Origin of the sequence: Sphaerisporangium sp. NPDC051011, from assembly GCF_040653595.1 — a bacterium.
GTDB lineage: Bacteria > Actinomycetota > Actinomycetes > Streptosporangiales > Streptosporangiaceae > Sphaerisporangium.
Genome location: NZ_JBFAGG010000011.1, coordinates 86,726 through 107,270, shown reverse-complemented (window position 1 = coordinate 107,270; position 20,545 = coordinate 86,726). Strand labels below are relative to the sequence as shown.

General features: G+C 70.1%; 16 protein-coding genes and 1 pseudogene. 6 read left to right on the top strand and 11 right to left on the bottom strand.

The features are described from left to right. Nucleotides 1-451: 451 nt before the first annotated feature. The 6 genes from AB0H21_RS25255 to AB0H21_RS25230 all read right to left on the bottom strand — a co-directional run bounded on the left by AB0H21_RS25255 (nt 452) and on the right by AB0H21_RS25230 (nt 6,570). Nucleotides 452-1,741, bottom strand: a complete 1,290-nt coding sequence (locus AB0H21_RS25255) for an MFS transporter (protein ID WP_358520888.1) — start codon at nt 1,739-1,741, stop codon at nt 452-454. Between the two features lie 196 nt (nt 1,742-1,937). Then, a complete protein-coding gene (locus AB0H21_RS25250) occupies nt 1,938-2,807 on the bottom strand; it encodes an NAD-dependent protein deacetylase (protein ID WP_358520885.1) in 870 nt (289 codons plus the stop codon). Between the two features lie 140 nt (nt 2,808-2,947). Next, the gene (locus AB0H21_RS25245) at nt 2,948-4,159 is read right to left on the bottom strand and encodes an ROK family protein (protein WP_358520883.1); all 1,212 of its coding nucleotides are present in this window, start codon (nt 4,157-4,159) and stop codon (nt 2,948-2,950) included. A 226-nt stretch (nt 4,160-4,385) separates the two neighbouring features. Beyond that, nucleotides 4,386-5,738, bottom strand: coding sequence for a ricin-type beta-trefoil lectin domain protein (locus AB0H21_RS25240; RefSeq protein ID WP_358520881.1), 1,353 nt, complete (start codon nt 5,736-5,738; stop codon nt 4,386-4,388). A gap of 24 nt (nt 5,739-5,762) precedes the next feature. Next, complete coding sequence (locus tag AB0H21_RS25235; RefSeq protein WP_358520879.1) at nt 5,763-6,242, bottom strand: ricin-type beta-trefoil lectin domain protein; 480 nt, start codon at nt 6,240-6,242, stop codon at nt 5,763-5,765. A gap of 151 nt (nt 6,243-6,393) precedes the next feature. Continuing rightward, on the bottom strand, nt 6,394-6,570 hold the full coding sequence (locus AB0H21_RS25230) for a hypothetical protein (RefSeq protein ID WP_358520876.1): 177 nt from the start codon (nt 6,568-6,570) through the stop codon (nt 6,394-6,396). A 160-nt stretch (nt 6,571-6,730) separates the two neighbouring features. On the opposite strand from AB0H21_RS25230, the gene AB0H21_RS25225 reads away from it, so the two are divergent. After that, the gene (locus AB0H21_RS25225; protein ID WP_358520874.1) at nt 6,731-7,207 is read left to right on the top strand and encodes a GntR family transcriptional regulator; all 477 of its coding nucleotides are present in this window, start codon (nt 6,731-6,733) and stop codon (nt 7,205-7,207) included. A gap of 463 nt (nt 7,208-7,670) precedes the next feature. Here the strand turns inward: AB0H21_RS25225 and AB0H21_RS25220 are convergent, their stop codons facing one another. Further along, a complete protein-coding gene (locus tag AB0H21_RS25220; protein WP_358520871.1) occupies nt 7,671-8,207 on the bottom strand; it encodes an NUDIX hydrolase family protein in 537 nt (178 codons plus the stop codon). 66 nt (nt 8,208-8,273) lie between these two features. Further along, complete coding sequence (locus AB0H21_RS25215) at nt 8,274-9,401, bottom strand: TetR/AcrR family transcriptional regulator (protein WP_358520869.1); 1,128 nt, start codon at nt 9,399-9,401, stop codon at nt 8,274-8,276. Nucleotides 9,402-9,540: 139 nt separating this feature from the next. Between AB0H21_RS25215 and clpX the strand changes: the two genes are divergently transcribed. Together clpX and AB0H21_RS25205 are read left to right on the top strand one after the other, a co-directional pair. Continuing rightward, entirely contained in the window at nt 9,541-10,833 is a 1,293-nt protein-coding gene (clpX, locus tag AB0H21_RS25210) for an ATP-dependent Clp protease ATP-binding subunit ClpX (RefSeq protein ID WP_358521351.1), read from the top strand. A 776-nt stretch (nt 10,834-11,609) separates the two neighbouring features. Beyond that, a complete protein-coding gene (locus tag AB0H21_RS25205) occupies nt 11,610-14,057 on the top strand; it encodes a M14 family metallopeptidase (RefSeq protein WP_358520867.1) in 2,448 nt (815 codons plus the stop codon). Between the two features lie 180 nt (nt 14,058-14,237). Here the strand turns inward: AB0H21_RS25205 and AB0H21_RS25200 are convergent, their stop codons facing one another. Continuing rightward, nucleotides 14,238-14,852, bottom strand: a complete 615-nt coding sequence (locus AB0H21_RS25200; RefSeq protein ID WP_358520865.1) for a TetR/AcrR family transcriptional regulator — start codon at nt 14,850-14,852, stop codon at nt 14,238-14,240. A 545-nt stretch (nt 14,853-15,397) separates the two neighbouring features. Between AB0H21_RS25200 and AB0H21_RS25195 the strand changes: the two genes are divergently transcribed. Beyond that, entirely contained in the window at nt 15,398-16,429 is a 1,032-nt protein-coding gene (locus AB0H21_RS25195; protein ID WP_358520862.1) for a hypothetical protein, read from the top strand. Nucleotides 16,430-16,628: 199 nt separating this feature from the next. Here the strand turns inward: AB0H21_RS25195 and AB0H21_RS25190 are convergent, their stop codons facing one another. Beyond that, nucleotides 16,629-17,879 (bottom strand): FAD-dependent monooxygenase, encoded by a 1,251-nt coding sequence (locus AB0H21_RS25190; protein ID WP_358520860.1) that lies wholly within the window; start codon nt 17,877-17,879, stop codon nt 16,629-16,631. A gap of 72 nt (nt 17,880-17,951) precedes the next feature. Between AB0H21_RS25190 and AB0H21_RS25185 the strand changes: the two genes are divergently transcribed. Then, complete coding sequence (locus AB0H21_RS25185; RefSeq protein WP_358520857.1) at nt 17,952-18,554, top strand: TetR/AcrR family transcriptional regulator C-terminal domain-containing protein; 603 nt, start codon at nt 17,952-17,954, stop codon at nt 18,552-18,554. Nucleotides 18,555-18,692: 138 nt separating this feature from the next. After that, a pseudogene (locus AB0H21_RS25180) lies at nt 18,693-19,254 on the top strand (recombinase family protein). 25 nt (nt 19,255-19,279) lie between these two features. Here the strand turns inward: AB0H21_RS25180 and AB0H21_RS25175 are convergent. Continuing rightward, the gene (locus AB0H21_RS25175; RefSeq protein ID WP_358520854.1) at nt 19,280-20,215 is read right to left on the bottom strand and encodes a tyrosine-type recombinase/integrase; all 936 of its coding nucleotides are present in this window, start codon (nt 20,213-20,215) and stop codon (nt 19,280-19,282) included. Between the last annotated feature and the right edge of the window lie 330 nt (nt 20,216-20,545).

Genomic DNA, 20,545 nt, shown 5'->3' with positions numbered 1-20,545 from the left:
CAAATCACGTTACATGCGCGGCTCATGAATTACGCGACGCATGTCGACGATGTCAACGCGTACGAGGAATACCCGCCTACGACGTGCGCGATACGCGGGCGATTCCTCGATAAGGCAAATGAAGGACGCTGACCGGGAAAAGGACCGAATCCACGCATCCGTACGCGGAGTTACACCCTCAAATTCCCGCCGATACGGAATTAGCCAGACGATTCCACATTCACATGACTATTACCGACGTCGCGGGCGGCTCCGCGGTCACCCTGGTGAGCGCGGAGCCGCCCGCCATCGGTTCGTCACGTGGCCTTGCCGGAGCGCGCGTGACGCCAGGACGGGGTGATGGTGCAGGTCGCGCCCGCCCAGTCGAGGTACGCGTTGTACAGCGTGTCAGCCCCTGGACTCCACCGTGGGGCCCGAGCCGGCTACTTCAGCGGCATGGCGGCGCCGACGATCAGGCGGGCTCGCCCTCCAGGAGCTCCGGCCGCGCCCGGCGGATCGGCGTCAGCGTGGCCGACAGGGCGATCAGCGTGCAGGCGAGACCGGCGAGCAGGAAGACGGGCTCGACGCCGTAGCGGGAGGCCGCGGCGGTCAGGACGGCGGCGCCCACGGGGCCGAGCGTGTTGTGGATCGTCCAGAACGCGGAGGTGACGCGGCCGAGCAGGTGCCCCGGCGTGACCTCCTGGCGCAGCGACATCGAGCTGATCCCGGCCACGCCCGTGCACAGGAGGCACGCCGTGGCCAGCACGCCGACGGCCAGGACGCCCGGGGACGCCCCGAGCAGCGCGATGGTCACGCCGCACAGCGCCCAGGCGCCGATCCAGCAGGCCCCGAAGCCCAGCCTTTCGCGCAGGGGGGCGACGGCGGTGGCCGCGAGCAGCGAACCCGCGGTGGCGGCGGCGAGGACGTACCCGACGGTGCTGTCGGGCCTGCCGAGGTCGTGCTTGAGGTAGTAGATGATCAGGTCGGTCAGGCCGAACGTGATGAAGATGATCAGGGTCAGCAGGATCGTCAGCCGCCGCAGCACCGGGTGACGCCAGAGGAACCCCGCCCCGGCCATGAAGTCCCTGGTCACGGCGCGGCGCCGGGACGCCGGAGGCTCGGCGGCGGGCGCGGGCGCGGCGGGGCGCGGGCGGACCAGCAGGAGGCCGGCCGCCGAGAGGGCGAAGCTCGCCGCGTCGATCGCGATGGCCGCGGCCGGCCCGGTCCAGCCCGAGACGACACCCGCCAGCGTCGGGCCCGCGACGCCCGCCACCGAGTACGCCGCGTACAGATGGCCGTTGGCCCGGGTGATCTGGGCGGCCGGAACCAGGGCGGGCACGATGGTCACGTACGTGACCTGGAACTGCATCGCGAAGGCGCTCGCCAGAGGGACGACGGCGTACAGCAGCCACACCTGCGGCGACACCAGCCACACCACGGGGATCAGCCCGTACAGGACGCACCGCGCCACATCGCAGGCGATCAGCAGCGCCTTGCGGTTCACCCGGTCGGCCAGGTACCCGGCGAACAGCCCGGTGACGATCGAGGCGACGCCCACCAGGCCCGTGACGACCCCCATCTGGACGACCGACCCGGTCGCCCGCAGCACGAGCAGCGGGATCGCCACGTAGGAGAACGAATCACCGAGCGCGGACAACGTCTGGACCGCGAGGAACCGGCGGAAGTTCCGGTTCCGCCACAGGGACGGCGCGGATCCGGCCGGATCCGCGGGCTCACGGGGCCCGGCCTCCCCGTCTCCCATCGGGCACCTCTCGCGGTTCGGTTCCGCTTCGCGGCGAACCGGATCAGTGGAACAAGATCCTCAGGTACGTGTCAAGTGCGCGTCACACGACGGGCGCCGGTCCTCACAGGGACGAGGCAGGAAGCCGGGACGGATCCGCGGCGGATACGGGGGACCGGGCGGGGCGGACCCGGGGATCCCGGCCGGGCCCGGCAGGTTACGCGGAGGGCGCGGACACCGGAAGGGGAGAGCGGGCGGCCCGCGCGTCGATGAGGCGCACGGTCTCGGGCAGCACCTCGCCCAGCCGGGCGTCCACGGTCAGCGTCGCGTAGTCGTCCCCGCGGGTCGGGCCCTGGTTGACGATCGCCACCGGGATGCCCAGCTTCGCGGCCCGCAGGACGAACCGGCGGCCCGACATCACCGTCAGCGACGACCCGAGCACCAGCAGGACGCGCGCCTTCTCGACCATGGCGTAGCACGCGCCCACCCGGTCCGGCGGGACGGTCTCGCCGAAGAAGACGACGTCGGGCTTCAGGACGCCGTCGTCGCAGGCGCGGCAGCCGACCGTGCTGAACCTTCCGGCCTCCTCGTCGGACAGGTCGACGTCGCCGTCGGGGTTCACCGTGTTCGCCTGGGCGGCGAACAGGGGATTGGCCCGGCCCAGGCGGTGGTGCATCTCCTCGCGGGAGCTGAGGTCGCCGCAGCCCAGGCAGACCACCTGGTCCAGGCTGCCGTGCAGCTCGACCACCCCGCGCGCGCCGCCGGCCTGGTGCAGGCCGTCGACGTTCTGGGTGATGATGCCGCTGACGAGGCCCCGCTCCTGGAGGCCGGCGACCGCGCGGTGCCCGGCGTTCGGCGCGGCCCGGGCGATCGTCCGCCAGCCGACGTGGCTGCGCGCCCAGTAGCGCCGCCGCGCCGCGGCGTCCCCGGTGAAGGTCTGGTAGGTCATGGGGGTGTGCCGGACCAACGCCCCGATCGGCCCCCGGTAGTCGGGGATGCCCGACTCCGTGGACAGGCCCGCCCCGCTCAGCACGACAACGCCGCCCGCGGCCAGCATGTCCGCCAGCGCGCTCGTCCCATCGATCACCCCTCCATGCTGCCCCACGGCGCCCGGTGCCCGGGCGGGGGGTCGGACTTCAGTTCGCGCCCGCACCTCAGCGAGGCGCGTGCCGGGCTGTCAACCGATGTTTCCGGGCCCCGCCCCTTGGATGCGGTCTTGGGGGCCGCTCACCCGGACAGGCGGGTCACGTTCGCCGGGGAGCCGTCGGTCGCCTGGGGGATCGCGCCGAGCAGGAACTCGTCCACCACCAGGGTCGCGGCGCCGAGGGCGACCGCGTCCGCGCCCAGCCTGCCGGGCACGATGGAGACGGTCTGGTACGGCTGGCTGAGCGAGTTCTCGGCGACCGCCGCCTTGATCCGCACCAGCTCGTGCCGGGCGAGCAGCAGCCCGGCCCAGCCGCCGATGACGATGCGCTCGGGATTGAACAGGTTGATCAGGTTCGCCAGGCCCGCGCCCAGGTAGTCGATGGTCTCCCGGACGACGGGCGCGCCCGACCGCACCAGGTCGCCGAGCGCCGCCTGCTCGCTCTCGATCTCGGCGGACATCCCGGCACGTTCCAGAATGCCCTGAGCTCCGATGTAGGCCTCGAGGCAGCCGCGCGCGCCGCAGCGGCACGCCCGCCCGCCCACCGCGATCTTGGTGTGGCCCCACTCGCCGGCGCTGCTGTTGGCCCCCCGGTAGGTCAGCCCGCCGGTGATGATGCCGGCCCCCACGCCCGAGCCGATCAGCAGGACGATCGCGTGCCGGAACCCCCGGCCGGAGCCGAACCACAGCTCGGCCTGGCCCATGGTCTTGGCGCCGTTGTCGATGTACAGCGGCAGCGAGGTGCCGGCGCGGACCTTCGCGCCGAGCGGCACCCCGTCCCAGCCGAAGGTCTGGGCGTGGACGAGCGTGTCCGGGCCGCTCTCGACGATGCCGGGGACGGCGATGCCCACGCCGAGGACGTGCTCGGGCGAGGCCTGCGCGGAGGCGAGCACGGCGTCGATGCCGGCCAGGATGTGGCGGGCGACCACGTCCACGTCGTGCTGGGCCGATCGCAGGGTGAACCCGGCCTTGGCGTGCATGTTCATGTCCAGGTCGAACAACTCGACGTGCACGTGGGTCTCGCCGACGTCCACGCCGATCGCGTACCCGAACTCGCGGTTGACGCGCAGCAGGGTGCGGGGACGGCCGCCGTCGGAGTCCACCATGCCGGCCTCGACGATGATGTTCTCCGCGAGCAGGTCGCCGGTCACGTTGCTGACGGAGGCGGCGCTCAGGCCGGTGAGGCGGCTGAGCTCATGGCGGCTGGCCGGGCCCGCGAAGTACAGATTGCGCAGCAGCACCGCCCGGTTTCCGCGCCGGAGGTCGCGCACCGTCCGGCGCTCGGGGCTGGACATGCTTCCTCGCGTTCCTTTCCGGGGCCGTGGGCCGCGGCCGGATCACGCGCGCCGGCCACGTCACCGGGATGTGGTGGCGTGGCCGGCGTGGTGATGACACTCTGACCAAGTCTGACGAAAAGGGTAGGCCTTCCGTCTGGACGGGGTCGGCCGTAGGCGACGAAGTGCGCCGACCTTCGGCGGGGCGGGGGAGGGGACGGACGATGCCCGCCCCCTCCCTGGGCGGTCAGAAGCCGGCGGTGATGCGGGTGAACTCCCACTCGCCGGACGGGACGCCGGCGCCGCCGGCGCGGTCGCGGTTGACCGACCAGTAGGCGAACCGGGTCAGGCCCTTGGACCTGGCCCAGTCACGGATCTGCGTCCAGGTCCCCGGGGAGGTGACCTCGGACTGGTCGGACAGCCCGTTCATGCCCGAGATGCCCATGTGCGCGTAGGCCTGGGCGTCGCTCCAGCCCCACGCGTTCTTCAGCGCGTTCTTCAGCCCCTCGGAGGCGCTGACGGTGTCGTTGTACATGTTGCCGCCACCGAAGTCGAACGGCATGATCGTGTAGTTGTCGATCGGCACGTTCAGCGCCCGCGACTGGTTGATCAGCCGCGTGCCGTGGTAGTTCGGCCCGGAGACCAGCGTGCCGAAGGTCACCACGACCTTCACGCCCGGGTTGTTCTGCTTGACGATCTTCAGCGCGTTCAGGATACGGTCCTGAACGGTGTAGTTCTCGAACTCGTCGGTGTTCTCGATGTCGAAGTCCACCACCGCCGGCCCGACGGCGTTGATGACCGACTGGACCGCGTTGGCGTAGGCCTCCGGGGAGGAGCAGTTCGGGCCGAGCTTGTTACCGCTCCACCCACCGAACGACACCTGCACGCTGCCGCCCTTGGACTTGATGGTGTTGATCGCCTGCTGATCGGCACCACCCGTCAGCCCGCGCTGACCGTCCCACGCGGCGTTGCAGCCCCCGCTGGACAGGATGAACGCCATCGTGAACGACCTGATCCCCGTCGCGTCCATCACCGTGCCCGGGTTGGGCGGGTTACCCCAGCCCATGTACAGGTACGGCGCACCGGCCATCTTGCCGGGGGTCGTGCCGCCGCCGCTGGGCAGCGTCCAGTTCTGGGCGGCGGTGCCGTTGCAGTCATAGAGCTGGAGGGGGGTGCGGTCGGCGGAGTTGCCGTTGGTGGCGTCCAGGCACTTGCCGAGGGCGCGCAGGGAGCCGTTGGCGCCGGTGGTCCAGGCCTGGGCGACGGTGCCGTTGCAGTCATAGATCTGCACCTTGGTGCCGTTGGCGCTGTTGGCGTTGTCGACGTCCAGGCACTTGCCGAGGGCACGGACCGTGCCGTCGGAGCCGGTGGTCCACTGCTGGGCGCCGGTGCCGTTGCAGGTGTAGAGCTGGACCTGCGTGCGGTTGGCGCTGTTGGCGTTGTCGACGTCGACGCACTTGCCGCCGATGCCGGTGATCTGGCCGGTGGCGGCGTAGGCGGGGGTGACAAGGCCGAGACCGGCCACGATCAGGGTCAGGGACGCCAGGAGGGCGCCTGTCAGCAGCCTGGCTCGGCTACGTGCGGGGTTTAGGCGTTTCATGGGGGGTGTTCGCCATCCTTCTATTTAGTGCAGCGTCCAGCGCTGGGCGGCGGTGCCGTTGCAGTCCCAGATCTGGAGGGGAGCGGCGGAGTTGCTGCCGGTGGCGTCCAGGCACTTGCCGAGGGCGCGTAGGGAGCCGTCGGAGCCGGTGGTCCACCGCTGGGCGGCGGTGCCGTTGCAGTCCCAGATCTGCACCTTGGTGCCGTTGGCGCTGTTGGCGTTGCTGACGTCCAGGCACTTGCCGAGGGCGCGGATCGTGCCGTCGGAGCCGGTGGTCCAGGCCTGGGCGGCGGTGCCGTTGCAGTCCCAGATCTGCACCTTGGTGCCGTTGGCGGTGTTGGCGGCGGCGACGTCGACGCACTTGCCCGCGATACCGGTGATCTGGCCGGTGGCGGCGTAGGCGGGGGTGACGAGGCCGAGACCGGCCACGATCAGGGGCAGGGGCGCCAGGAGGGCGCCTGTGAGCAGCCTGGCTCGGCTACGTGCGGGGTTTAGGCGTTTCATGGGGGGTGTTCGCCATCCTTCTATCTAGAACTTAAATTAAGCAGTGTAAAAAGCCCAGGCCTCCCTTCGGTGGGGCCCCCTGTCGGATCGAGCGGGCGGGCTCAACTGACAAGAAGGTTTCTTATTAGTTCTTGCTGGGATTTAAGCTCCCTTAGTGCCTGCGGTCAAGAGACCATCGCTGGTTGTCGCCCGCGAAGCAGTCCCAGATCTGCACCTGCACGGTGGCGGTCGGTGTCCCGCGGCGGATCCTCGCCCATCGCTCGACCAGGTGATCGGCGACGGGACGCTCGTGCCCTACGGGGCCGGGGAGCTCGGTGAGTTCCTTCATGTGGGCGAACATCGGTGACCTCTCAGGGCTCAGAGGTGGTCCGGGTCGATCCCCAACTTCGACATGCGCGACTCGACGACGTTGACGGCGATGGGGTGGTAGCGGTGCCGGTTGGCCACGTAGCAGGAGACGGCGCGCTCGCGCGCGCAGCACGGGATCGGTGGTCGACTCGGTCGTTGAGCGGATGGAGCGGATCATCATCGAGCGGCGACTGCCGGCAGGCTACCGTTTCGGCACGAAACAGGAACTGTGCGAGCAGTTCGGGATCGCCCCTGCGACGCTCGGAGAGGCCTTGCGTGTCCTGAGGGGGCGAGGCGTCATCGAGGCACGGCCAGGACCGGGCGGCGGTCTGTTCGTCACCGAGCGCTCTCCCCGGCTACGACTAGCCCACAGCGTGATGCGACTACGAGAGCACGGAGCCACGGTCAACGAGGTGGTCGCCGTACTTGACGCACTGGATGAGGCCGTGATCAGTGACGCCGCCGTGCACCGAACCGATGAGGACCTGAAGGACCTCGATGACTTGATGGAGCAAGTCGCTGCCGTCTGGCACGACCCGGTCGACGGTCTGCACGCCAACTGGAAACCGCAGCGCCGCATTGCTGAGACAATGCGGTACTGCGCGCCTTCTACCTGAACCTTGTCGACTACATCGAGAGTGAACTGACGGGCGGCCACCGCTCAAAAGCCTTCTCGGATGTGCCGGGTCTCACCCCCGACTCGGCGGATCGCCTGGACATGCACCGCGCCATCGTCGAGGCGATCCGCTCCAGCGACCAAGAGCAGGTGCGATCGGGGCTACGTCACCACACGCTTGGCCGCTGGCGTCGACCCTGACGGACGGTCAAGGAAGCGTCTCTGATTGGCTTAGCGATCCTGTGCGTTACACAGAATCAAGGCACAACGAGCTGCCCGGTATTCACCAATCGTCTTCGTGCCCTGGTGCCGGCAACCGGAGCCGCCGACCCGTCGAGCACGCCCCTCCGGACGCCGACCGGTCAGGCGTGCACAGCCTGACCGGGGAGGGTGCCCGACATCGCCTGGGCGCCGGGCGTGTCGGTAACAATATGCCACGACATAACTACGATTCGCTAATCGAATCAGGAAAGCCTGCCCACGTGGGCGAGCGCCTGCTTGAGCAGCAGGCCCTGCCCGCCGGTCATCTCCCCCTGCACCTGCGGGGAGGCGGCCTCCTCCGGGGTGAACCAGATGAGGTCAAGCGCGTCCTGCCGGGGACGGCAGTCGCCCGCCACGGGCACGATGTAGGCCAGGCTGACGGCATGCTGGCGCGGGTCGTGGTACGGCGTGACGCCCGGGGTCGGGAAGTACTCGGCGATGGTGAACGGCTGCGGGGAGGCCGGCACGTGGGGCAGCGCCACGGGCCCGAGGTCCTTCTCCAGGTGACGCACGAGCGCGTCGCGCACCCGCTCGTACAGAAGGACGCGGCCGGAGACCAGGGCGCGGCTGATGGTGCCGTCCGAGCCAATGCGCAGCAGCAGGCCGATGCGGGTCACCACGCCGGTCTCGTCCACCCGGACGGGCACGGCGTCGACGTAGAGGATCGGCATCCGGCCCCGTACCGTCTCGAGCTCCTCGGGAGCGAGCCAGCCCGGTGCGGTTTCGGTGGTTTCGGTCACGCACCGATCGTACTTCGCCCGGGCAGGCCCTGAGGTCGCACCGGGCAGGCTATGAGGACGCGGGTGCTAGTTCTGGCGCCGCGCCCGGGGCCGGCCGGGCGGCGCGGGGGCGACGGCGGCCGACGCGGCCGCGTGGCACGCGCCCCGGCCGTCGGCGCGGGCGGCGATCCGGCCGGCCGCGACGCGGACGGCCGTCTCGGTGGCGTCTCCGGCCGAGGGCACGCCCGCCGCCGCGGCGACGGCGCCGGACTCGTCCAGTACCACCCGCAGGCGCGGCCACGCCGCGGGCGGGAAGGACTCGCGCAGGCAGCCGCACAGGTCTGTCACGACCAGCCGCGCCAGCGGCGCCAGCTCGCCCGGGTCGCCGGTGACCATGACGGCGGTGATCTCGGCGCCCGGCGGCGCGGCGCGCACGGCCTCCTCGACGGCCTCCAGCCGGTGCAGCCCGAGGATCGCCACCACGCCGTCGCCCCCGAGCCGCGCGGGCTCGCCGCGCACCATGTCGATCGGCCCGGCGGTGCCCGGCGAGGGGGGATTCCACGGCTCGTCGGCGGGCCGCGCCGGGGGGACGGGCGGCGTGATGGGCCACCCGCCGCCGAGCTCCGCGCCCACGAGCCGCTCGCAGACGCTGACGACGTCGAACGGCTCGATGAAGCCGGGCGCGGCCGTGGCCATCTGGGTGGCGCCGTGCAGGGTCGTGAGCGCGGCCTCGGCGACGCGAACCTGGCGAACCGGCGGCGAGCCCGGCGGGGCCAGCCGTTCGAGCGCGAGCCCGAGCAGGATCGCGTCGAGCTTCATGAGCTGCGCGAACGGGCGGCGAGTGCGCTCGTCGGCGAGGATCTCGGGCATCAGGTCCGTGGCGAGGCGGGCCGCGCCGGGCCCGTCGTCGGTGGCGAGGGGGAGCCGGCCGACCCAGGCGCGGGCGAACGCGCCGAGCGCCGTACGGGCGTCACGGGCGGCCTCGGGACCCAGGGCACGCGGCTCGCGCACGGCCAGCTCGGCGAGGACGGCGAAGTACAGCGCCCGTTTGCCGGGAAAGTTGGAGTACACGGCGCCGCGCGTGAGACCGGCGCGCTCGGCGATGCCGTCGATCTTGGCCTCGCGGAAGCCCAGCTCGGTGAACTCCTCCCTGGCCGCGGACAGCACCCTGGCGCGGTTGCGCTCCTGCGACTCCGCCCTGGTCAGCCTGGCCATCGGTCGTCCCCCCTTTACACGTCCCGCGTTTGCCGTCCGGCGCGATCCAAGATACCGTGACCATCCGAATGTTGAGACCATATGATCACACCATGTGAGCTCAGAGGAGTCCGGCCCGCTTCCCGAGGAGGTTTTCCGAGTGGCACGCATCGGCGGCGACGGCGACCTGCTGTGCTCGTTCTGCGGCAAGAGCCGCGGGCGGGTCCGCAGGCTGATCGCGGGCCCGGCGGGCGTCTTCATCTGCGACGAGTGCGTCGAGGTCTGCGCCGAGCTGATCGAGGACGAGCTCGGCGAAACCGCCGAGGGCGCGCCGGAGGCGCCGAAGCCGCGGGAGATCGACGCGTTCCTGGGGCGGTACGTCATCGGCCAGGAAACGGCGCGCATGTCCTTGTCGGTGGCGGTCTACAACCACTACAAACGCGTTCGCCCGGCGCCCGGCCGCGCCCGGCGCACCTCCGGTGACGACGAGGGCGTCGAACTGGGCAAGTCCAACATCCTGATGATCGGCCCGACCGGCTCCGGCAAGACCCACCTCGCGCGCACCCTCGCCCGCATGCTGGACGTCCCCTTCGCGATCGCCGACGCCACCGCGCTCACCGAGGCCGGGTACGTCGGTGAGGACGTCGAGAACATCCTGCTCAGGCTGATCGAGGCCGCCGGTCACGACATCAGGAGGGCCGAGACCGGCATCCTCTACATCGACGAGATCGACAAGATCGCCCGTAAGGGCGAGAACCCGTCCATCACGCGGGACGTGTCCGGCGAGGGCGTCCAGCAGGCACTCCTGAAGATCATCGAGGGCGCCACGGTCAGCGTGCCGCCACAGGGCGGCCGCAAGCACCCGCATCAGGAGTTCATCCAGATCGACACCAGCCAGGTGCTCTTCATCGCCGGCGGGGCGTTCGAGGGCCTGGAGACGATCATCGAGCGGCGGGCGGGGCGCACCCGCGCCGGGTTCGGCGCCGAAATCCGCCCCGGGCCCGCGAGGGGCGAGCAGCACGTCTTCGCCCAGGTCACGCCGCAGGACCTGCTGGAGTTCGGCCTGATCCCAGAGCTTGTGGGGCGGCTGCCGGTGCTGGCGGCGCTCCGGCCGCCGGACCACGCGGCGCTGACGCGCATCCTCACCGAACCGCATGACGCGCTCATCAAGCAGTACCAGAAGCTGTTCGCCCTCGACGGCGTCGAGCTGGAGTTCACCGAGGACGCCCTGGCCGCGATCGCCGACCAGGCTTTGCTGCGCCGCACCGGCGCCCGGGCGGCCCGCGCGATCCTCGAAGAGGTACTGCTCAACGTCATGTACGAGGTGCCGAGCCGGGAGGACGTCGCCCGTGTCGTGATCACCCGCGACACCGTCCTGCACAACGTCAACCCGGTCCTCATCCCCCGCGACCGGCCGGGCCGCGACCACGAGCGCCACGAGAAGACGGCCTGACGGGGCACGGTCGGCCGGCTCCGGGCGGGGGAGGGGCGACCCTCGTTGGGAGGGGCCGTGACGGAACATGATCAGGGCGGCAGGTGTGGCGGCCGGTGGAATGTCCCGGTCTGATGGCCGGGGAAGTCGGCGGGAAAGAGAAATCGGCGCCGCGCATTCGACGAGATCGTGTGCGCAGACGGGTGGTCGCCTCGTGCGCGAGGCGACGGTTCGGGCCGCGTGCGCGGCGAATGGTTACGCGCGACGAGGTGAATTCCGAGGTGCGCGCCGGGGCGAATTCGGCGCGTGAGCGGCGGCGAATTCGGGGCGCATGTGGTGGCGAATTCGCCTGGCCCGCAGAGCAGGGGCGATGGCGCCGCGAACGTACGGCGGTCGCGCGATGGTCATGCGGATGACGCGAATCATGGTGGTCCGTGTGGCGGCTGTACGGGTCGCCCGATGGTCGTCCGGCGGCTGCGTGCGACCGGGTCCGGGTCCGTCCTCTGACTTCACGCCCCCGCCCTGCCTGTCGGCGCGGGCCTCTTCCGTGTGACAACGCGTCTCCGTCCGGCCACGTCGATCCCGGACCATGCCCCGCCGTGCGAGGGGCGGCGACTCGCCTCTATCAGAAGCCGTCGAATAAGTACATAAATTTCGTATAAAGATTGACTGGTGGCGTATGTGAGTATTTGAAACCTTGACGAAGATCCTCCCTTTGGCAACAATTCTTGCCGATTGCGTACTTTCTGCCGGGATGACCCCCTACCCCGGTGTGGTGCGCCTACTGGAGGAATCTCATGAGGACTTCTCTCAAACGAAGGAGGGCCGGCCTCATCGTCGTGGCCCTCTCCCTCCCCGTGGCCTTCTCCCTGACCTCACTTCCGGTTCTCGCCCAGCCGTCCCCTCCCGCCAGTGAGGTCGTGCCGGACCGGCAGCCGAGCACCGAGCAGAACGGCGTCGCGCTGCTGCGCGTCGTCGTCCCGGACCAGGACGCCCTCGACCGGCTGAACTCCATGGGCCTCGACCTCGCGGAGTACAAGAAGCCCGTCGCCGACGGCATCGAGGTGCACGCCGTCCTGAGCCCGCAGGAGGCCCAGGACCTGCGCGAGAAGGGCATCGACGTGCGCGGCGCCATCTCCGACCAGAGCGACGCGGCCGCCAACATGGCCGAGCGGCGCTCGGCGATCGCGGAGTCGAAGGCGGCGCAGGCGGAGGTCGACAAGCTGACCGTCCTGCGCGCCGAGTGGTTCACCAGCCTCGACGACCAGCGCTTCCTGTCCGTCGAGGTGAAGTCGAGCGCCACCGACGCCGAGACCGTCCTCACCGCCACCTGGGACAGCGGCAAGGGCACGCCCCCGGACTCCGGCGGCACCGCCGCGATGTCGCGCTTCACCGACGCCGGCCAGTACATGTACCACCGGTTCAACACGCCGCTGAACATCGCCCAGACCCCCACCAAGGTCACGATCACCAGCAACCGCGGCGGCACGGTCACCGTCCCGGTGTCCACGTGGCTGGGCGCGCCCCGCAAGGCGCCGGGCAAGCACTACATCGCCGACTTCGTGGACCACTACATGGACCCCACCGAGGTCACGTACCGGATGACGATGCTGGCCCGGGAGTTCCCGAAGCTCTCCCAGATCATCGACCTGCCGTACAAGACGAACGGCTACCGTCGCCAGGCGCAGGCGCAGTTCGGCACCGTCGCCGCGAGCACGTTCTACGTCAGCTCGAAGGTCTACGGCCACGAGGGCGGCAACGACATCAGCGTCGCCCTGGTGAAGCCGGCGACGCCGAACGCCGCGCTCGGCGTCGCGGTGACCGGCAAGGACGTCGTGGTCAATCTGGCCACGGACGCCTCCGCCGCCGTGAGCAGCACCGCCCGTCAGGTCGCCGACGCGCTCAACGCCGACGCCGCCTCCTCCGCGCTGCTGACCGCCGCGACCTACCGGGGCAACGCGGGAGCCGGCCTGGTCGCCGCCGCGCCCGCCACGCGGCTCACCGACAACCTCAAGGCCCCGCAGTCGATCGCCCGCGCCTCCTTCCAGATGAAGGCGCTGCGCATCGGCAAGAAGCGCGACGGCTCCAAGACCGGCGTCTTCCTGTACTGCCAGGAGCACGCCCGCGAGTGGGTCACCCCGATCACCTGCGCCGAGACCGCCGAGCGACTCCTGCGCAACTACGCCAGGGACAACGCCACCAGGAAGCTGGTCGACAACCTGGACATCTTCATCCTGCCGGTGGTCAACCCCGACGGCGCGCACTACAGCATGTACGACTACAACTTCCAGCGCCGCAACATGACCGACCACTGCGGCCCGGAGCGCTCGGACCCGGCGGCCCGCAACGGCTGGGGCGTGGACATCAACCGCAACTTCTCGGTCGGCTCGTACTTTGACGGGTACAGCGGCGCCTCCGCGAGCTGCTCCAGCGACACCTACGCCGGTCCGGCCGAGCTGTCGGAGCCCGAGTCCCGCAACGAGGTGTGGCTCACCCACCAGTACCCGAACATCAAGTTCGCGATGAACACCCACTCCTACGGCGGCTACTTCATGTGGCCCCCCGGCGCGTACAAGGCCGCGGGCCGCGAGCTGCTGCCGCGGGTCGACTTCGGCACCGAGGAGTACTTCTGGCAGGCCTCCAGCCACATCCTGTCCGCGGTGCAGTCCTGGCGCGGCACGGCGATCTGGCCCGGCCGCACCGGCCCGGTGCCGGACGTGCTGTACTCGGCGGCGGGCAACAGCGCCGACGAGCACTGGTTCAACCGCAACATCATCGGCTGGGACTTCGAGGTCGGCGCGGACGTCTACAACGCGACGACCAAGCAATTCGAGCCGGTCGGCTTCCAGCCGCCGTTCGCCGAGGGCCACGAGGAGGCGATGGAATTCTCGTCCGGGCAGATCGCCATCCTGGAGGTCGCCCGCGCCTTCGCCGACGATGACGACCGTCCCAAGTCGGACCTGAAGGTGACCGGCCGGGCGCCCGGCTCCACCACGTTCACCTTCACGATCGACGAGCCCGCCAACGTGTACTACACGCTGGACGGCAGCCGGCCGACGCTGAGCTCTCCCAAGCTCACCGCCGCGGCGATGCGCGAGGGGGCCCAGCAGCTCACCGTCGACAAGACGACCGAGGTCCGCTGGTTCGCCGTGGACATCGCCGGCAACGTCGAGCGCGGCTACCGGCCGGACGGCCACGCCGACAACTACCGCAAGGAGAGGGTGGAGGTCCGCAGGACCCGCTGACCCTCCGCCTGGCACGCGAGGCGGCCGCCGGGCACCCGACCGCCGGCCGCCTTTCGCGTTCTTCCAGCACACCCGCTGAACGAATCTACAATGTAAAGGCGTCCGGCTTGGACAGCGCAGACCACTCGGATCCGGGACGGCGTGGTGGGTCGCCCGCGCCGAGCGGCAGGTGGATCGCGTTCAGGGCAGGGGAGTGAGCGCGTCCTCCAACGCCGCCCGCGCGCCGCGCAGGGCGAGACGGAGCTGGTCCGGTGTACGGCGGATTTGGGCCAGCAGGAGGCCGCCCTGGATTGCGGCCATGGTGAGGTCGGCCAGCTCCGTCACGTCCGCGTCCGGACGCAGCTCGCCCGACTCCTGCATCCGGCGCAGGCCCGCGATGAGGGGGGCCTCCCAGCGCGCGAAGGCGTCCACGAACGCTTGTCGGGTGAGTTCGTCCCGGCCGCTGAGCTGGCTGGCCAACGAACCGATCGCGCAGCCGCCCACCGCGTCCTGCCGTGTCCCGTTGGCCACGATCGCGTCGAACCAGCGGTCGATGCCGGCCAGTGAGTCGACCTCCAGGAGCAGCGGTTCCTGGGCGGCCAACACCGTGTCCACGGTGGAATGAACCACGGAGCGGATGAGATCGTCCCGGTCGTCGAAGTAGTGGTAGAGCTGGCTGCGGCCGACCCCCGCGGCGCGTTCGACATCGTCCAGCGTCACCGCCGCGACACCGCGCTGCTGGATGAGGTCTGCTGCCGAATCGAGGATGCGCTCTCGGGTCGCGCGACCCCGCGCGGTGGTCGGTTTGTGTCCCATGGAGCCTCCTCCGCGTTTTGTATCTCACAGTACAGAGTCTTTGTACTTGCTGATACAGTCTGGCACAGACCTTCTGTACTGAGCGATACAGTCCGCGGCGGCGAGGTGGAAGGAGAACCGTGTCCGCCTTTCCACCCGTCCAGCTCTCCGTGCTGGACACCACGATCATCGGCCGCACCCCTGAGTCGGCGTTCGCCGAACCGGCTCGTTCCCCCAGCCGCACCCCTACGAGCAGGTGTATGTGTCCAGCGAGTCCTTCCAGTTCGCCACCCGGACGGCGGGCGCCGGCAACGTGCCGCCCGGCACACCGGTGTACTCACCCGCGCCGGGCAGCGCCGCGGTCTCGCAGCTGGAGCTGCTGGCCCGTGCTCGGCCAGGAACGTTTCACCCCGTCCGGGACCGACCCGCGCAGCGAAGCGCCGCACGGACCGACACCTCCCGGGCTGGCCCGGCGCCATCGGCACGCGCTCGACGGCTCCCGCGGGCCGCCGGGCGCCCCGTCCTGCCCGGGACCCTCTCCACCCCGAACGACCGAAAGGAAGACAATGTCCCCCTACCGAACCACCGGGCTGCGGCGGCGCGCCGCCGCGCTCGGCCTCGCCGCCCTGCTCGCCCCGGTCGCCGCGGCCCCGGCGGCCCTCGCGACCCCGGCCCCGACCGCGGTCCTGGCCACCACCCCGACGCATCCCGACCACGCTGCCGGCACCCGCCTAGGCGACGTGCGCGTCCTCGCCCACTTCGACCGGGCCGCGGGCCAGGTCGCCGAGAGCATCGCCCTGGAGCCTGGCGGCGGCGTGGTCATCGGTATGATCCCCGCCCGCCAGGTGGTGCGGGTCGCACAGGACGGGGCCGTCCAGGTACTCGCCACCATGCCGCTACCTCCGGGCGGCGGCGGCACCACCCCGGTCATCGGGACCCCCGTGGTCACCGGGGTTGCCCGGTCGGACAGCGGCGCCGTGTACTTCCTTTACTCCTCCGGGAAGGGCGGGCTGACCGGGATCTGGCAGCTCCGTCGCTCCGGTGAGCCCCGGCTCGTCGTGCCGCTGCCTGCCGACACCTTCCCGAATGGACTGGTCATCGACGGCAAGCGGGACCGCTTCCTGGTCACCGACTCCACCGGCGGGCGCATCTGGCAGGCCCCGCTGCGCGGCGGCGAGGCCTCCGTGTGGTCGGCGGACCCGGCCCTGGCACCCCGTGGCTTCTTCGGCGCCAACGGCATGAAGATCCACGACGGCGCCGTGTGGGCGAGCAACTCCGACCACGGCACCATCGTCCGCATCCCGGTGACCAAGGACGGCGGCTCCGGCCGCGCCGAGGTCCGGTCCACGAGGCTGGAGGGCATCGACGACTTCGACTTCACCGGTCGGGGCACCGAGATCCTCGCCGCGATCAACCAGGCCAGCAAGCTCGTGCGGATAGGCGCGGACGGTGCCCAAGAGACCCTGCTGGACGCTGAGGACGGCATGCAGGGGACCACGGCCGTCGCCGTTCGAGGAAATCGGGTTTATGTGACCAACGGCGCCAACCTGGCCGGGAACGACCCGACCCTGATGCTCGCGGAGCTGCAGCGGCGCTGACGCGTCCCCGCGGGATGGGCCACCCCGAGCGGTGGTCCATTCCGCGGCGCCGCAAGTGGACCACCGGCGCGGACCACATCGCCGTCAGGTTGATTTGAGATGATCACGGTGTGGCGCGGGGGGATCTGACGGACAGGAAGTGGTCTCGACCGGAGCCGTTGCTGCTGGCAGGTCATCAGCCCCCGATGTCCGGCCGCTTTCAGACGGCGCTGATCGGAGCCGGGTTCTCGGGGAGCTGCCAGCTGCCGCCGCGATCCTCCTTCGAAAAGCGCGCGGCGAGATCGGGAATGTGCAGGAAGCAGGCCAGCGCGGTGGCGGCCTGGAAGGCGTCGATCGCACGCTGGGTCCTCGGCATGCCCAGGCGCAGGAGGCGCGGATTCACTTCGCCCTGGATCTCGTCGACGAAGGGCCGCAGCACGGTGTCGTAGTTCGCCAGTGCGGTCGGCAGGTCGTCCGGGTGCCGGTTGATCTCGCCTGCCAGGACATGGGCGCCGACCAGGCCGCCGGAGATTCCCATGCCGCTGTAAGGGGAGGCACAGTGGGCGGCGTCGCCGGCCAGGACCACGCGGCCCTTGGACCAGGTGTCGGTGCGAACCTGGGCGATCTCCTGGGAGTAGAAGAAAGGGCTCGTCTGCATGCCGTCGATGAAACGCTCTGTCTGCCAGCCCGCGTCGCGGAACCTGCTCGCCCAGAACTTCTGCTGGCGCTCGACGGATTCCCGGTGGATCGCCGAGGCCTCTTCGGACTCCTCCCGCATCACGAAGTACACCTGGGTCTCGGTCGGGTTGTGGCTGCGGCGCATGATCTGACGGCCACCCGGGACCATGTAGGTGTCCCGGATGTTGCTGTCGGACGCGATGCGCGGGATGAACCAGTAGGCCATGTGGATGCCGACCCGCCAGTACGGGTCGCAGCCCGTAGGGAGGATCGCCTGCCGAATGCGCGATCCCTGCCCGTCCGCGCCGACCAGGAGGTCGAACTCGCCGGAGGACCCGTCGGAGAAGTGCGCGATGACCTTCTGTTCGTCCTGGTCGAAGCCGTCCGCGCTCACGCCGAAGACGTACTCGGTGTCGTCCTTCGACGCGTCGTGCAGGATGCGTACCAGGTCACCGCGCATGATCTCGTACTCGGAGGTGAGGGTCTGCCGGCCACGGCCGGAGGTGTTGGCCATGATCGTCGCCTTGGTCCTGCCGCGCGCGTCGACGAAGGCGACACCCGCCTCGTCCACCAGCTTGCCGCGGACGGCGTCAAGAAGCCCCATCCGCTCGACGGCCTCGATGCCCTGCCCCCGGAGGTCGACCTGCGCCCCGGTGGCCCGCAGCGCCGGAAAGCGTTCGACGACGGTCACCCTGTGGCCGCCCCGCGTGAGCCAGAAAGCCAGCGCCTGGCCTGCTATCCCGCCGCCGGCGACAAGGACCCGCAGGGGGTGCGCTCCCGATCCGTTTGCCATGCCCATCACCCCAAAAATCTATCAGTGAATGATTCCTCTCCAGGGTCATCTATCAGTGATAGATTTGTCAACGTGACCAAGGTGAACCGTGAGATCGTCGTCTCCGAAGCGCTCGACCTGCTCGACGAGGTCGGGTTGGACATGGTCAGTACGCGGCGGCTGGCGAAGCGGCTGGGCGTCGAACAGCCCTCGCTCTACTGGTACTTCCGCACTAAGAAGGACCTCCTCGCCGCCATGGCGGAGGCGGCAATGGCACCGCATGCGGCCGCCCCGCTGCCGGTGCCCGACGACGACTGGCACGACTGGTTCCTGGACAACACGCGAAGCTTCCGGCGCACCCTGCTGATGCGCCGGGACGGCGCACGCCTCCACGCGGGTAGCACCCCTGCCAACGACCTCGACCGGATCCGCCGCAAGATGGACTTCCTGGTCACCTCCGGAGTGCCTGAGCGGGACGCGCAGATGGCGATGCTGGCCGCCGGCCGTTTCGCGGTCGGCAGTGTCCTGGAGGAACAGGCGGACGCCGGCTCCGGCGACGGCGCGGATCCACCGGCGGACATGCCTGTGATCGACTACGATTCGGCATTCGAGGCCGGCCTGACCCTCATCTTGGACGGCCTGGTGCACCGCACCGCAATGCGGAACCCGCCTCCCTGTCGGCAAACGAGCGTTTGACGACAGGCGCCAGGCGCATCCAATGAACCCGGACATTCCAGGACGCGAGGACGGCGCCGATCCAATCAGATCCGATGGCGATTGATGACAGGGTTTGACGACAGATAGGGTCCATTCCTCCGCACTGAAGGGGCCTCGGTGGCGAACCTGGTCTACAGGCGGGTGTCGACCGACCAGCAGTCGACCGCCCGGCAGAACCTCGTCCTGGACGAAGCCGGGATCGAGGACCCCGTCGTCTTCGAGGAGGATCCGGGTACCTCCAGCCGCCTCCACCCTCTCCAGCGCCCGAAGTTCGGCGAGCTACTGACGTACGCGCGGCCGGGGTGACACCGTGCACATCTCCGAGATGTTCCGCCTCGTGCGCGGCACGCAGCACATCCTCGACGTGCTCGACGTCCTGCACCAGGGACGCCTCGCCCTGCGCATCCACGACGGCGCGTTCTCCGCCATGGACCTCACCGCCCGCCACCCGAGAACTGGCGAGCTGCTGTCCACGGTGAAATTCATGGTGCAGAGCCTCGCCGCTGCCGGCGAACTCCAGCGTGATCTCCAGCGCGAACTGACCTACGACGGGCTACGGGCCGCCGGGGCCAAGGGCAGCAAGGGGCCGCCGCCCCGCCATCCCCGCCGGGAAGACCGGGGTCGAGGAACCGGCGGACAGCCGTTGGCGCTGAGAAGGATCTTGATTGCAGTTAGCTGAGGCTGCTCCTGGTTGCGAAGCCTCCTTAGCTCGTTGCCCGATCCCGGCGTCGGCGTGCGGCGCGGATCTCGGCGTCGGCGATCTTGTCGTCAAGCGACGCGTACAGCTGGGTGGTTTCGGTGGAGGCGTGGCCGAGACGGCGGCGGACGGCCTCGATGGAGACGCCGACGTTGATGAGTTCGGTGGCGTGGGCGTGGCGCAGCTGGTGGATGTCGATCTCGACGCCAGCCTGCGCGCAGTAGCCCTGCCAGCGGTGGTGGGCGGCGTCGTAGGACAGGGGTCCGCCGCGGCCGTTGATGGAGGCGCGGAACAGCGGCCCGGCAGTGTAGCCGGCGCGGGCCAGGTAGAGCTTGAGCAGGGTGACGTAGCCACGGTCGTCCAGCAGGACGGTGCGTACGCTGCCGCCCTTGCCGTGGATGCGGACGTGTTCGTCGTCCAGGCGCAGGTCGAGGTCCTCCACGTACAGGCCGCAGACTTCGGAGGCGCGGGCGCCGCACACGTAGGCCGTCTCGAACAGCACCCGATCCCGCAGCTGGCCCAGCGGCAGGTCCTTGCGCGGCCGCCGTGAGCAGATCACCGCCAGCACCTTGGCGACGTCGGCGGCCGCGGCCGGGCGCGGCAGGCTCTTGGGCACCTTGACGGTGTCGATCCGGTCCATCGGGTTGGCCTGCAGGAGGTCGTGCCGGACGGCCCACTTGGCGAAGGAAGCGACGGCGGCGCGTTTGCGTTTGCGGCTGGCGGGCGCCAGGTCGGCGAGCTCGGCCAGGAACGCGCGAACCGGCGCGGCGGACAGGGCGCCGATGTCCTCGCAGTGGTGGGCGGCGAAGGCGATCAGGTCGCCGCGGTAGGCGCGCCGGGTGCGGGCGGAGGAGCCGGCGTTGGCCAGGTCGGTGAGGAAGTCGTCGAGGTGGCGGGCAAGCGGGTGTGTGTGGCCGAGCTGCTCGACGATGACGGGATCCACCGTGCCGACCTCCACCCTCCGCCGAGTTGCCAGATAACCGGGAAACGAAGCCTCCGCGCCGGACAGCAGCCGCCCAGCTCGCGCTACGTCGGTGACCGCTATCTTGCCAGATAACAAGTGTTATCTAAGAACAGGTCCTGGCCGCAGTACCGTGCAGAGGATCCACCCGCATCGGATCGCCGGATGGCGGCAACTTCGTCAGCTTCGGCTCGCTACCGCCACTGGTCGTTCGCTTGCTGCTCAAGCCCCGAGGGGGCCGACAGCGGCAGCGCGGCCGCCCCGGTGCTGGTCCCGGATGCTGGTGTGCTCCTTCCGTCGTATGCCAACGAC

Bases quoted from the DNA above. Each gene is read 5' to 3' on its own strand.
- AB0H21_RS25235 (WP_358520879.1), bottom strand. From the start codon at position 6,242: ATGAAACGCCTAAACCCCGCACGTAGCCGAGCCAGGCTGCTCACAGGC.
- AB0H21_RS25195 (WP_358520862.1), top strand. From the start codon at position 15,398: ATGTCCCCCTACCGAACCACCGGGCTGCGGCGGCGCGCCGCCGCGCTC.
- AB0H21_RS25255 (WP_358520888.1), bottom strand. From the start codon at position 1,741: ATGGGAGACGGGGAGGCCGGGCCCCGTGAGCCCGCGGATCCGGCCGGA.
- AB0H21_RS25205 (WP_358520867.1), top strand. From the start codon at position 11,610: ATGAGGACTTCTCTCAAACGAAGGAGGGCCGGCCTCATCGTCGTGGCC.
- AB0H21_RS25200 (WP_358520865.1), bottom strand. From the start codon at position 14,852: ATGGGACACAAACCGACCACCGCGCGGGGTCGCGCGACCCGAGAGCGC.
- AB0H21_RS25190 (WP_358520860.1), bottom strand. From the start codon at position 17,879: ATGGCAAACGGATCGGGAGCGCACCCCCTGCGGGTCCTTGTCGCCGGC.
- AB0H21_RS25245 (WP_358520883.1), bottom strand. From the start codon at position 4,159: ATGTCCAGCCCCGAGCGCCGGACGGTGCGCGACCTCCGGCGCGGAAAC.
- AB0H21_RS25240 (WP_358520881.1), bottom strand. From the start codon at position 5,738: ATGAAACGCCTAAACCCCGCACGTAGCCGAGCCAGGCTGCTGACAGGC.
- AB0H21_RS25215 (WP_358520869.1), bottom strand. From the start codon at position 9,401: ATGGCCAGGCTGACCAGGGCGGAGTCGCAGGAGCGCAACCGCGCCAGG.
- AB0H21_RS25230 (WP_358520876.1), bottom strand. From the start codon at position 6,570: ATGAAGGAACTCACCGAGCTCCCCGGCCCCGTAGGGCACGAGCGTCCC.